The sequence below is a fragment of the Nitratireductor aquimarinus genome, from assembly GCF_017255295.1.
Classification (GTDB): domain Bacteria; phylum Pseudomonadota; class Alphaproteobacteria; order Rhizobiales; family Rhizobiaceae; genus Nitratireductor; species Nitratireductor aquimarinus.
The window spans coordinates 11,773-25,266 of record NZ_JAFKDE010000011.1 but is presented as its reverse complement, the minus strand read 5'-3'; the positions used below and the strand labels follow the sequence as shown (position 1 = coordinate 25,266).

The 13,494-nt window shown below is 62.4% G+C and carries 10 protein-coding genes; 3 read left to right on the top strand and 7 right to left on the bottom strand.

Going from position 1 to position 13,494, the window contains the following annotated elements:
* Positions 1-12 precede the first annotated feature (12 nt).
* The 7 genes from JYP46_RS18400 to JYP46_RS18370 form a co-directional block, all read right to left on the bottom strand.
* Positions 13-1,143, bottom strand: a complete 1,131-nt coding sequence (locus JYP46_RS18400; RefSeq protein ID WP_206548929.1) for a M20/M25/M40 family metallo-hydrolase — start codon at positions 1,141-1,143, stop codon at positions 13-15.
* Positions 1,144-1,263: 120 nt separating this feature from the next.
* Entirely contained in the window at positions 1,264-2,427 is a 1,164-nt protein-coding gene (locus JYP46_RS18395; protein WP_206548928.1) for a M20 aminoacylase family protein, read from the bottom strand.
* Positions 2,428-2,454: 27 nt separating this feature from the next.
* Complete coding sequence (locus tag JYP46_RS18390; RefSeq protein WP_206548927.1) at positions 2,455-4,116, bottom strand: ABC transporter ATP-binding protein; 1,662 nt, start codon at positions 4,114-4,116, stop codon at positions 2,455-2,457.
* Between the two features lie 2 nt (positions 4,117-4,118).
* Entirely contained in the window at positions 4,119-5,003 is an 885-nt protein-coding gene (locus tag JYP46_RS18385) for an ABC transporter permease (RefSeq protein ID WP_113156411.1), read from the bottom strand.
* Positions 5,003-5,944, bottom strand: coding sequence for an ABC transporter permease (locus JYP46_RS18380; RefSeq protein ID WP_206546493.1), 942 nt, complete (start codon positions 5,942-5,944; stop codon positions 5,003-5,005). The genes JYP46_RS18385 and JYP46_RS18380 overlap by 1 nt, the downstream gene beginning before the upstream one ends.
* 167 nt (positions 5,945-6,111) lie before the next feature.
* Entirely contained in the window at positions 6,112-7,737 is a 1,626-nt protein-coding gene (locus JYP46_RS18375; protein ID WP_206548926.1) for an ABC transporter substrate-binding protein, read from the bottom strand.
* A gap of 83 nt (positions 7,738-7,820) precedes the next feature.
* Complete coding sequence (locus JYP46_RS18370; RefSeq protein ID WP_206548925.1) at positions 7,821-9,353, bottom strand: M81 family metallopeptidase; 1,533 nt, start codon at positions 9,351-9,353, stop codon at positions 7,821-7,823.
* A 211-nt stretch (positions 9,354-9,564) separates the two neighbouring features.
* On the opposite strand from JYP46_RS18370, the gene JYP46_RS18365 reads away from it, so the two are divergent.
* The 3 genes from JYP46_RS18365 to repB all read left to right on the top strand — a co-directional run bounded on the left by JYP46_RS18365 (position 9,565) and on the right by repB (position 13,416).
* A complete protein-coding gene (locus tag JYP46_RS18365) occupies positions 9,565-10,374 on the top strand; it encodes an IclR family transcriptional regulator (protein WP_113157089.1) in 810 nt (269 codons plus the stop codon).
* 652 nt (positions 10,375-11,026) lie between these two features.
* Entirely contained in the window at positions 11,027-12,277 is a 1,251-nt protein-coding gene (repA, locus tag JYP46_RS18360) for a plasmid partitioning protein RepA (protein WP_206546510.1), read from the top strand.
* Positions 12,274-13,416, top strand: coding sequence for a plasmid partitioning protein RepB (repB, locus tag JYP46_RS18355; protein ID WP_206548924.1), 1,143 nt, complete (start codon positions 12,274-12,276; stop codon positions 13,414-13,416). The genes repA and repB overlap by 4 nt, the downstream gene beginning before the upstream one ends.
* Positions 13,417-13,494 lie beyond the last annotated feature (78 nt).

Sequence of the window (13,494 nt, the reverse complement as noted above, 5' to 3'; positions counted from 1 at the left end):
GCGCCGTCCCCGTCATTTCAGCCGCGTCAGAAGTCCCGCCATCAGCTGTGCGCGTTCGACAAGGCTGTCGATCTGGATGTGTTCGCCAAGCGTGTGCAGGCCCGCGCCGCGCACGCCGATGGAATCGAGCGTCGGTATGCCGAGCGCGCCGGTGAAATTGCCATCGGAGCCGCCGCCGGCGCTGGCATGGGTCAGGTCGAAGCCGATCTCATCGGCAACGCCGCGCGCGACGTCGTAGACGGCCATGGTTCCGGCGTCCGGCTCCCAGACGGGGCGGGTCACGCCGCGCGTCACCTCGATCACCACATCGTTCTCCTCGCCCGAAAGCGCGAGCATCCGCTCGATGCCGCGGTCGAGATCGGCCTGACGCTTGGCCATGGAAAGCACTTCCGCATCGCAGAAGGACGAGACGCAGTTGACCCACTGGCCCGCATGAACCACGCCCACCGAGAAGGTGCAGTCGTCGCCGGTCATGCTCTCGATTTCGAGTATCTTGCGCGCCATGGCGGTTATGGCCGAACGGCCATCCTTGAGCGCCCAGCCGGCATGGCTCGGGCGGCCCGACGTTTTCACATTGTAGCGGGCGATGGCGTAGCGGCCGGTCACGGCCCCGCCATCCTCGCGCGCGGGTTCGGGCACCAGAACGATCCTGTTCTTGCGCGCCTCCATCTCGATCAGCTCGCGTGTCGAAGGCGTGCCCACCTCTTCGTCGGGCGTGAACAGCACCGTGATCGGCAACGGGGTTTCGATGCCGGCGAGAATGAGCTGTCGGATCGCCTCGATGCTCACATAGTTGCCGCCCTTCATGTCCTGAATGCCGGGGCCGTAGCAGCGGCCATCCTCGATGCGCCAGGGGTTCTTCTCCAGCGTGCCGATGGGATGAACCGTGTCGAGATGGCCGGAGATCAGAATGCCAGGCTTGCCGAAGTCCCGGTGCGGAAAGCGCGCGCGCACCGAACCGCCAAAACCCATGCGGCCGGGAATGCGCTCGATCTCCGCGCCCACAGCGGCAAGCTCATAGGCGGCGAGGTCCATCATGCGGTCCACCGCAGCCGCGTCGAATGTCGGGCTCTCGCAGAGAATCCAGGGTTTGAGCCCGGCCAGCATGGTGTCCGTGTCGAATGGCAGGTTCTTGAAATTCATGGTCTGTATCCTGAACTGGAGCAATTACGGGAAAAGTGGAAACGGGTTTCGTTCGGAATTGCGCAAAAACAATGGGTTGGAGCGTTTTCGCATTTCAGCGAAAACGCTCATATGGCTGGCTCAGAGCGGAAGGCGCTTTTCGACGATGCGGGCCATGATGCTCGCACCCACGGGCAGAATCCCGTCATCGAGAATGAAACCCGGATTGTGAACGGGGATCGAGCCCTTGTGGCCAAGCGTGCAATAGGCCCCGGGAACCGCTTTCAGCATGTCGGCGAAATCCTCGCTGCCCGTGACCAGCTCCCTGGTGATGGTCGCGTTGTCCTGGCCGACAATCTCGGCCGCCGCTTCCCGATAGGCTTCGGAAAGGTCGGCGTCGTTCATCAGTACATCGAAGACGGGGCGCAGGTCCGGAACGATTTCCACGTCGTAGCTCGTGGCAAAACCGGCGCAGAGCTTTTCCACCCGCTCATGGATCAGGTCGCGCACCTCGTCGGAGAAATAGCGGATGGTGCCCGAGATCACCGCCTTGTCCGGCACCACATTATAGGCCGAGCCGGAATGGATCTGCGTGACCGAGAGCACGGCGGGCTGCGTCGGCTGCACATTGCGGCTGACGATGGATTGCAGGCTCTGCACCAGCGCCGTGGCAATGACGATGGGATCGCGTGCATGATGGGGCATCGCGCCATGGCTGCCGACGCCGTTGATGGTGATGTCGAAGAAGGTCGCGCCGGCCATCGCCGGTCCCGGCTTGACGCCGAATTTGTTCGGCTCCGCGAGCGGGTTGTTGTGCATGCCATAGACTTCGTCGCAGGGAAACTTGTCGAACAGCCCGTCGGCCAACATGGCGCGCGCGCCGCCAAGCCCCTCCTCCGCCGGCTGGAAGATCATGATCGCACGGCCGGCAAAGTCGCGCGTTTCAGCCAGATAGCGCGCCGCGCCCAAAAGCATGGTGGTGTGGCTGTCATGCCCGCAGCCATGAAACGCGCCGGGGTTTTTCGAGGCGTAGGGAAGATTGGTCAGCTCATCCATGGGAAGCGCATCCATGTCGGCACGCAGGCCAATGGTGCGGTCGCCTTCCTTCTTGCCCTTGATGACGCCGATAACCCCGGTCTTGCCGAGCCCGGTGTGAACTTCGTCCACGCCCCACTTCTTCAAAAGCTCCGCCACGATGCCCGATGTGCGGACTTCCTCGAAGCCGATTTCGGGGTGCTGGTGGAAGTCGCGGCGGATCTCCGTCAGCTCATCTGAGTAATCAGCGATTTTCGGCAAAACGGGCATTTTTTCTCCAAACTGACGCTTTTCACGTCAAACGGTCTGCAATTCTCTGAAATTGGCGAAATCCCACTGACGCCCGGGTGCTGCCTCGATCAGCGCGCGGGTGTAGGCGTGTCTGGGGGCGGAAAGCACATTGGCGGCGCTGTCATGTTCGACCACGCGCCCATGCTGCATCACAACCACCTCGTCGCAGATCTGGGCGGCAACGCGCAGATCGTGGGTGATGAAAAGAATGGCGATGCCGAGTTTCTGCTGAAGCTCGTCCAGAAGGTCGAGCACCTGCGCCTGAACGGAAACATCGAGCGCGGAAACCGCCTCATCGGCCACCAGCACATCCGGCTCCATGGCAATGGCGCGCGCGATGGCGACGCGCTGGCGCTGCCCGCCGGAAAACTGGTGCGGATAGCGGTCGATGGCGTCATCGGGCAGACCAACGAGTTTCAGGAGTTCACGCGCCCGCGAAAGTGCTGCCTTGCGCTCCGTTCCCATATTGAGCGGTCCCTCGACGAGGCTGCGCCCGATGGTCCATCGCGGGTTCAGCGAGCGGAAGGGATCCTGAAAGACGATCTGGATGTGACGGCGCAGCGGCTGAAGCGCACGGCGTGAAAGCGTGGCGATCTCATGGTCGGCAACGCGGATCTCGCCCTCCGTCGGATCGATCAGCCGCATGATGCAGCGCGCGACGGTGGATTTTCCCGAGCCGCTTTCGCCGACAATACCGAGCGTGCGCCCGCGCGGAATGGCGAAGTTCACATCGGTGGCCGCCTTTGTGGGTTCGCTGCGTTTGAACACGCCATGCGCGCCATAAACCTTCTGCAGCCCGCTTACTGAGAGAACCGCTTCCCCGCCGGGCGCATCGCGCGCGGCGCGCGGGGTGAGGCTCGGCACGGCCTGAAGAAGCTCGCGCGTGTATTCCTCCTGCGGGTGGCGCAGCAATTGCTCGACCGGGGCCTGTTCGACGATCTTGCCAAGCTTCATCACGTGAACGGTGTCGGCAATCTCGGCCACCACGCCCATATCATGCGTGATGAAGAGAACGGCGGTGCCGTGCTTTTCCTGGAGCTCGGCGATGAGGGTCAGGATCTGCTGCTGCGTCGTCACGTCGAGCGCGGTGGTCGGCTCGTCGGCGATCAGAAGCTGCGGCTCGAGGATCAGCGCCATGGCGATCATGATGCGCTGGCGCTGGCCGCCGGAAAGCTGGTGCGGATAGGACCGGTAGATGCGTTCGACATCGGGCAGATGCACCTGGTTCATGATGTCGAGCACACGCGCCTTCTTCTCCTTCGCGGAGAGCCTGGTGTGCGTGTTGAGCACTTCCTCGATCTGGTCGCCAACCCGGATAACCGGGTTAAGCGCAGTCATGGGCTCCTGAAAGATCATCGAGATCTTCTGCGCGCGCATGTCGCGCATCGCCTGCGGGCCAAGATCGAGCAGGTTCTTGCCTTCAAGCCCGATCCGCCCGCCGGTGGCTACAAGCGCGCCCTTGGGCAAAAGCCCCATGACGGAGAGCGATGTGACCGATTTTCCCGAACCGGACTCCCCGACAAGACAGACCGTCTCGCCCTGCCGGATTTTCAGCGACACATGGTCGAGAACGGGCGCCGCCGTTTCGTTTCCGGCAAGGCGGACCGTCAGTTCCTCGATCTCCAGAACATTCGGCGCGTCATCGAAATTGCGGGTCTTGAATTTCATGGTCACCCCTCCCGCTTCTTGAGACGCGGATCCAGCATGTCGCGTGCGGTGTCGCCCAGAAGGTTGATCGACAGAATGCACAGCGAGAGCATCAGGCCCGGCCAGAAGATGAGCGACGGCTTGAGCTGGAAGTAGACACGGCCCTCGGCCATGATGTTGCCCCAGGTGGGAATTTCGGTCGAAACACCGGCACCCAGGAAGGACAGGATCGCTTCGGTGAGGATCGCCGATGCGCAGATATAGGTGCCCTGCACGATGAGCGGCGCGAGCGTGTTGGGCATGAGATGCTGCCAGAGGATTTTCGGCATGGAGGAGCCGAGTGCGATGGCGGCTTCCACATAGGGTTCTTCGCGCGCCGACAGAACCACCGAGCGCACCAGCCGCACGACACGCGGTATCTCGGGAATGGTGATGGCTCCCATCACCGACCAGATGCTTGGCCCGTTGAGCGCGACCAGCGCAATGGCGAGCAGAATGGAGGGAATGGCCATCAGGCTGTCCATGATGCGCATGATGATGGCGTCCGCCGTGCGGAAGAAGCCCGAGACAAGACCGATCAAAAGACCGATGAGCACACTGACGACCGCAGCCGATATGCCGATGAAGAGCGACACGCGGCCTCCGGTGATGACGCGCGAAAGCACGTCGCGCCCATAGGCATCGGTACCAAGCGGATAGGTCTCGCTCGGCCCTTTGAGCCGCTGGAGCGCATCGATGGCCATGGGATCGTGCGGCACGATGAGCGGGGCCAAAAGCGCCAGCATGACGATGATGAAGAGCACGATGGCGGCGATGACCGGCCCGGCGCCGAGACGCCAGCCGCGCGGCAGCGCCATCGCGCCGAACAGCCATTGCATGCGGGATGCGGGTTGCGGGGAAGCGACCATCAGTAGCGGATCCTCGGATCGAAGAAGGTGTAGGAGAGATCGATGAGCAGGTTGATCAGAACGTAGAGACCGCTCGTCAGTAGGATCATGCCCTGAATGACCGGATAGTCGCGCGCCAGAATGGCGTCGACCGTGAGGCGCCCGATGCCGGGAATGTTGAACACGCTTTCGGTGACCACCACGCCGCCAATCAGAAGCGCAAAGCCGGTGCCGATGATCGTCATGATCGGCACGGCGGCATTGGACAGCGCGTGGCGGAACAGGACTACGGTTTCCTTCACGCCCTTGGCGCGCGCGGTGCGGATATAGTCTTCACCCAGAACCTCAAGCATGGAGGCGCGGGTCATGCGCGCGATAAGCGCCACATAGATGGTGGCGAGCGTGAGACAGGGCAGAATGGCGCGGGACAGGAACTTTCCGAAATCCTCCGTTGGCGCGACATAGCCCTGAACGGGGAACCAGCGCAGCTCGATCGAGAAGATCTTGATGAAGATGTAGCCGATGACGAAAACCGGGATCGAAAAGCCCAGAACCGAAAAGGTCATGACCGCGTAGTCGACCCAGGTGCGATGACGCCAGGCGGCGAGCACGCCCATGGGAACGGCGATCAGAACGGAAAGCAGAATGGTCAGGACGGCGATGTTCACCGTTGGCCAGATGCGCTGGCCGATCATCTGGGTGACCGGTGTGCTGGAAATCAGCGATGTGCCGAGCTCGCCCTGCATGAGAAGGCCGACCCAGGTGATGAACTGTTCGTGCAGCGGATCGGACAGGCCAAGCGAGGTGCGGATGCGCTCAAGCTGTTCGGGCGTCGCCATGTCGCCGGCGATGATGGCGGCCGGATCGCCCGGCGTCAGCCGGAGCAGCAGAAAAACGAATATGGCGACGATGACCATGACCGGAATGACGGCCAGAACGCGCCGGAGAATATAGCCTAGCATCGGAACGTGACGTCCTTTGACCTGTGACGTGCGAAAGGCTGCCGCCTTGCAAAAAAGCGGGGCGCGCGATCCCGATCAGGGAGCGAAAGGGAATCGCGCCGGGCGCATGGCCCGAATGCCCCGTGAATGACCCCGCCAGACAACCGGCGGGGCAGGAGTTCACGCGGTCAGTCCGCTTTCTCGATGTTCCAGAACACCGGAACGGGAGACGGGATCATGCCGGTCAGCTTGTTGGTGCGCGCCTGCGGCATGACATATTGGCCAAGCGGGACATACAGAACATTGTCCAGCGTGTGCTTCTGGATGTCGACGGCGACTTCCTTCTGCTTTTCAGGCGTATCGGCGGCGATGAAGGCTGCGCGCAGCTCCTCGATCTTCTCATCCTCGGGCCAGCCGAACCAGGCGGCGTCTCCGCGGCCGTTCAGCATGGGGCTGATGAGCGGCGAGTTGATCTCCGGCACCATCCAGTTGGTGAAGAAGATATTCCAGCCGCCTTCGGCGGGCTTGGCCTGGCTGGCGCGGCGGGTAACGAGCGTCTGCCAGTCCATCGCCTGCATGTCGACATTGAAGCCGGCCTCGCGCATGGCCTGTGCGGCCACCACCGGCTGGGCGGTGAGGCTGACCACGTCGGTCGGCTGCATCAGCACGATGGGCGTGCCGTCATAGCCGGCCTCTTCGAGGAGTTTCTTCGCGCCTTCGATGTCGCCGCCGGAGGTGAGCGTGTCGGAGCCGGATTCATCACCCAGCGGCGTGCCGCAGCCGAAGATCGCGCCGCAGACCTTGTAGTAGTCTGGATTGCCGATCAGCGTTGCGAGAACCGCTTCCTGGCTGAGCGCCATCTGCGCGGCCTGTCGGATCTTCACATTGTCGAAGGGCGGATGCTTGAAGTTCATGCGGCCGATGGTCTGGTAACCCAGATCGTCGCGGGTCTCGACCGTGATATCCTCGCTCGCCTCAAGCAGCGGCAGAAGGTCGATCTGCACCTGCTCGATATAGTCGATTTCACCCGACATGAGCGCATTGATGGCGGTCTGGGCATCGGGCATGGTGACCCACTTCACCTCATCGACCTTCACGTTCTTGCCGCCGGCCATCCAGCTCGCTGCGCCATCGCGCGGGACATAATCCTCGAACTTGCGATAGGTGACGGAAACGCCGGGCTGATACTCGTCGGCAACGAAGACAAACGGCCCGGAGCCGGTGTAGTCGGTGATGGCCTCGTCGGCGGAGCCGCTGGCAACCCGTTCGGGCATGATGAATGGCGGCACGGCGGACTGCTTGCCGACCGTGTCGAGCAGCGCCGGGAACGCGCTCTTCAGTTTCCAGACGATGGTTTTGTCGTCTGTGGCTTCAAGGCTTTCAGTCACATCGAAGATGAGCTGGCCGCCGGAATCGCGCTTGCCCCAGCGCTGGAGCGAGGCAACGGCATCGGCTGCGGTGACCGGCGCGCCGTCATGGAACTTCAGACCGTCGCGTAGCGTGAACGTGTAGGTGAGATTGTCGTCGGAGATCGTCCAGTCGGCCATCTGCGGCTGCGGGGCGAAATTCTCGTCAACGGCCACCAGCACGTCATAAACCATGTAGCCATGGTTTCGGGTGATGTGGGCGGTGGTGATGATCGGGTCGAGCACGCGCAGGCCCGAATGCATGACGGCCGTGATCGTGTTGTCCTGCGCAAGGGCCGGCGTGGCCGCCCCGATGCCGGCGATCAGCGCTGCGCCGGCGGCAAGGCCAAGCGACGCACCGCGCACATGGCTCTTTAAGTGGTGAATTCTATCCTGAAGACGCGACATGAGTTCCCTCTTTTTCTTTGGAAAGTGAAATTGTGTTCGTCGTGACGTCTCGAACGCGGTTCTCCTGCCGCGCTTTTCTCCTGTCAGCCCTCCATCATGAGCGGTTCGCTCTGTGAGCGGCGGAAAACCGGCCCCCGGGGCGACAGGCGCATTCCATCCGCCAGTTTCGTCCACGGCAGGTCCGCCGGGTCGAGCGGCATGGGCCCCGGTGCCGTGCAGACCAGAACGGTCTCGGCGACGGGATCGAAGTCGGCGCGGAAATGCACCGAACTCTTGTTGACCAGAATGGCCATCTCCGTCGGCTCGATGCCGACGAAACGATACATGGCGAGATCGGCCATCTGCGCCTTGTGCGTGGCGACGACGATCTTCACACCGTCGATCGACAGGCAGGCGGACGGGCCGACATTCATATGCGTGCCGCCGTAATAGGGGCCGGTCGCATGAAGATCGCCATTGGAGAGCTTTTCCACGCGGAACGTGCCGGTGAAGGGCGCGTCACCCGGAACGCCGGACTGGCCGCCCAGCGGAATGGTGATTTCGGCCCCCTCCCCTGCCGCGTGGGCGGCAAGGGCCGCAAGCGGATCGATGATCATGCCGATGGCGGCGCGGCGCGCGCCGTTTCTCAAAAGCGCGCGGAGCATGCCGGTCGTGTTGGAATCGCCGCCGGCGCCGGGATTGTCCTGCGTGTCGGCAATGACCACCGGGCGGCTCGCCCCTTCGGCAATGCGCATGGCTTCGCGCACGCCTTCATCAGGGCCCCAGGCGCGGCCGGCGAAAGCCTCCTCCGCTTCCATGATGCGCGCATAGAGCTGGTCCGCCGCGCGGTCGGCCGCGTCCTGGGTTTCTGCATAAGCGAGAACGGTCTGGCCGCACGCCTCGATATCGGCTGCGGGAAAGCCCATCCAATAGGACACGCTTGCAACCGGCCCGGCCTCCAGCGCGGCGACCTCTTCATAGAGGCTTTTCGCCGGTTCGATGAAAGTGCACTGCCAGGGAATGGAGGTGAGATAGGGAAGCCGCCGGAAGGCATGGGCGAAGGAGCGACCCCGCGCCATCAGCCTGTCGAGGCCCTCGGCGGCGCGCCGGCCGGTCTCGGCCATGTCCACATGCGGATAGGTGCGGAAGGCGAGAAGCAGATCGGCTTCATCGACCATGAGCTGCGTCGTGTTGCCATGCAGATCAAGGCTCACGGCAATCGGCACGCCGGGACCGACGACCGCGCGCACACGGGCGATCAGTTCGCCTTCCCCGTCATCGAGATGTTCGGCGACCATCGCGCCATGCAGGTCGAGGCAGACGCCGTCCAGCGGACCGGCGGCAGCGATCCCGTCCACGATTTCACCGGCGATGCGCTCATAGGCGTCCCGCATGACATGAGCCGACGGGATGGCGCCGGTCCACAGAACCGGAACGATTTCCCAGCCGGCTTTCTGCGCATGCGCAACCGCGCCGGATATGCCCAGATTGACGCCCGGCGAGCGCTCGATGATCTCGTTTCCGCGCGACAGGGGCAGATAGCCGCCACCCTGCTCGAAATGCGCATAGGTCGCGGGAGATGGTGCGAAAGTGTTTGTTTCGTGAAGGAAACCGGCGAGTGCAACGCGCCTTTTCATAAGACGCCTCCCCGCAAGAGACTGCCGATCAATATGCAACGCCGCATTCACAAGCCCCGCTTTTGCAAGACCGCATTTTCGGGTCGACGCCCGTAAAATGCGTGATAGGGTGAAGGACCAAGTATCGCTGTACGATACTTTCGTATCGATATAACGATAGATATACAGCGGATTGGGTGTCAAACGAATTCTGGCGGGATTGGAAGTCTGCGTGCGTTACATTCAGAAGGGCGAATACGGTGTCCCGCCGAGCACAAGCATCGATGAGAACGATCCCCTTTTCGTGCAGGCGATTGCGCGCGCCATGCAGGTGCTTTCGACCTTTCACGATGCGAGCAAACCGCTGACGCTGAACGAGATTGCGGCTGCCGGCGGCATGGGCAAGAGCGCCGCGCAGCGCGTGGTGCACACGCTGCGCCAGCTTGGCTATGTGCAGCGCGACGCAGACGACCGCGGCTATGTGCCGGGCATTCGCATTCTCGATCATACACGCGACTATCTGCGGCTGAACCCTCTGGTGGCGCGGGCCTCCCCGGTTCTGATGGAGCTGCGGCGCAGTGTGCGCGAGCGCGTGGATCTCAGCCTGCGCGACGGATTGCGGCTCATCTATGCTGCACGCCTTCAAAGCAAGCGCGAAACGTTCTTCGCAACGCTGGTCGGGCAAAGCGTGCCGATCTACTGCACCTCTGGCGGGCGCGCCATGATGGCGCATATGAGCGACGACGAAGTGGACGAAATCATCGAGCGCTCCGAGCGCCGCGAGATCACGCCAAAGACGATCACCGACCCTCAGGCCATCCGGGCCAAGGTTCAGGAAGCGCGCGAGAATGGATATGCGCTGGCGCTCGAAGAAGTGCTCCAGGGCGAGATCGCGATCGCCACGGCGCTGCTCTCTCCGGAGGGACGACCGCTGGGGGCCATCCACATTGCCGGCTCGCTCAGCGAATGGGATGCGGAGAGCTTCTGTCGGCGTTTCGCACCGCTTGCCGGAGAGGCCGCAGGCGTCATTAACAGGTTTTGACGCCCTCCCCTCCCCTGCCAGATCTTTTAGCGGCGCGCGCAGCGCTCCGATTCTGTCCGCGCGCGAGCCGCGGTTAAGAAAATGTGTGCCTTTTCAGCGGCCCGGGCGGCGTTTTGGTCTACTTCCAGCCGGCCCTGTCGATTTGTTTTCGATGCGATCTGATCCGCCGAGTGACTTAAGTCACGGTAACGGCTGGATTATTCGGCTCACTTCCATCACAGAACATGTTCCGTTAACGTCTTGTTAACCAAAAACTTCTTGACGATGGCCGCCTGCCTCGTGGCATTAGTTACGGAACTGGCGGCGAATGTGAGAGATTGGCGTAACCGCGATGCGTACCTGTTAGTAGCGGTTACTTCCGATTTCAAACCTGCCTCAGCGCGTTTGCATTTTAAGCGTATCTATACCCTCAAGCGTAGGCCACTCGCCGAATGGCTCCGAATCGGGTTACGTTGCGCAATATTATTCCGTCATGCGCCCTTTTGAGGGTGGTGACGTTAAGGCAATTCGCGCTGCGCCCGCCTAGGGGATGCGTTGCGTTGACACCTGTCAACCAGCGCCGACTTGATTGGATGACGAGGAGCGGCACGGCATGGACATGGCCATTGACCATGAAGGAGAGCGGGAGTTGGACAAGGTTGCTGAAGTAGCGATGGAAGGCGCGGACGCGCAGCCGGTTCTGGCGGCTGACCAGGCCATCGCGGCGGACGCTGCACGGCTTTCCGAACAGCTGCGCGTCATGCGCGACCGTCTTTATCCCCCGGCAGCCCAGAAGACGCTCCGCACATTCTCGAGCGGTGAAGCGGCGCGTCTGATCGGCGTCTCAGATGGATATCTGCGTCAGCTCTCCATTGCCGGCGAAGGTCCGCAGCCGGAGACCGGGTCCGGCGGACGCCGTTACTATTCCCTTTCAGACATCAACGCGCTCCGGCAGCATCTTGCGGCGCAGGCAAAGGCCAAGGGCAACCTCGCCAAGGCCCGTTCCTATGTGAAGTGGCGCGACCCAGAGCACGAGCACCTGCAGGTCATCTCGGTGACCAACTTCAAGGGTGGTTCCGGCAAGACGACGACCAGCGCGCACATGGCGCAGCATCTGGCCCTGTCGGGCTATCGTGTGCTGGCGGTGGATCTCGATCCGCAGGCGTCTCTCTCCGCCCTCTTCGGCTATCAGCCCGAAATCGATCTTTCGGGCAATGACACGCTCTATGGCGCGATCCGATATGACGAAGAGCGCAGGCCGCTTTCGCAGATCATCCGCAAGACCTATTTCGACGGGCTCGATCTGGTGCCGGGCAATCTCGAGCTGCACGAGTTCGAGCACACGACACCGCGCATGCTGGCCGAGCGCCAGGCGGGTGACGGTGCGGACGAATTCTTCTTCGCGCGCATTCAGGCCGCACTTGCCACGGTTGCCGATGATTACGACGTGGTCATCATCGACTGTCCGCCACAGCTCGGCTTCCTGACGCTCTCCGCACTGTGCGCATCCACCTCGGTCATCGTGACCGTGCACCCGCAGATGCTGGACGTCGCCTCGATGAGCCAGTTCCTCTACATGACGGCCGATCTTCTGTCGGTTGTGCGCGAGGCAGGCGGTTCGCTGAACTTCGATTTCCTGCGCTACCTCGTAACGCGCTACGAGCCGAATGATGGTCCCCAGACGCAGATTGTCGGCTTCCTGCGGTCGCAGTTTGGCGAACGCGTTCTGACGGCGCCCATGGTCAAGTCGACCGCGATTTCCGATGCGGGCCTGACCAAGCAGACACTCTATGAAGTGGGCCGGGACAACTTCACACGCTCGACCTACGACCGCGCGATGGAAGCGTTGACATCTGTCAACGCCGAGGTCGAAGCGCTGGTCGAAAACGCCTGGGGTCGTAACGCGACAGGAGACGGGGCATGAGCAAGCGCAAGGACCATCTGAAGGCGCTGTTCGGTGGTGCAGGTGAGGGCGAAGCCCCCTCGCCTTCCCATAAGCCGCAGCCTGCTCAGGCAAAACCGGCCCAGTCGAATTCCGCCCAGTCGAATTCCGCGCAGTCAAATCCCACACAGTCCGCGCCGGAAGCCAGACTTGCAGCAAAGCTTGCTCCGTCTGGCACAGATGCGCCTGCACGCAGTTCCTCCGGCGCGGTCAAGGCGATGGGGCTCTCGCTCTCATCCATGACACGTGAAGTGGAAGATGCGCGGGCCATTCGCGAGAGCCTCGCCAAAGGCGAACGCGTGATCGAAGTGGAGCCGCACCTGATCGACCCATCGATCGTGCGCGACCGCCTGAGCCTCGAAGATGACGGCGACGAAGATTTCTCTGCGCTGGTGGACAGCGTACGCGAGAATGGCCAGCAGGTGCCTGTTCTTCTGCGCCCCCATCCGACGGAGAATGGCCGCTTTCAGGTGGCCTATGGTCATCGCCGTGTGCGTGCCGCGAACCGCCTCAAGAGGCCGGTTCAGGCGATTGTCCGGACCCTGAGCGATGACGATCTTGTGCTTGCCCAGGGCAAGGAAAACACCGAGCGTCGCAATCTCTCCTTCATCGAGCGCGCCTTCTTTGCCGATGCGTTGATGCGCCATGGTTTCGACCGCAGTGTCGTTCAGCGCGCACTGTCGCTGCACAAGGCGGAGATGACGCGGCTTCTGCAGGTGGCTGAAGCCGTTCCGGCAGACATTGCAGCAGCGATTGGCCCTGCCCCGAAAGCCGGACGCCCGCGCTGGATGGCGCTGGCAGAGTATCTGAAGCGTGAAGCAGCTGTGGCCCTCGCACAGGACGAGATTCAGTCCGTCGCGTTCCGTGCCGCCGATTCAGACGAGCGGTTCCGCAGGCTCTACGAACGCCTCGCCAAGAGGGCGTCGGCAAAAGCCAAGAAGGCTGAGAAAACGCGCTCTGTGGAAGACAGGAAAGGCCGTCTGCTTGCAAAGGTGACGCCGGGAAGCAAACCCAGGCTCGATTTCGACGAGAAGACGCGGCCGGGCTTTGCAGACTATGTGGCCGGGCTTCTGCCCGAACTGTCCGAACGTTTTGAAAAAGAGCGGGCGGACGGCAACTAGGTTCATCAGCCGCGAGATGCGGTGAAACAAATCCGGCGGAAACGCCGGTCAGACGAAGAGTGAAGAGGTAGAGCGAGA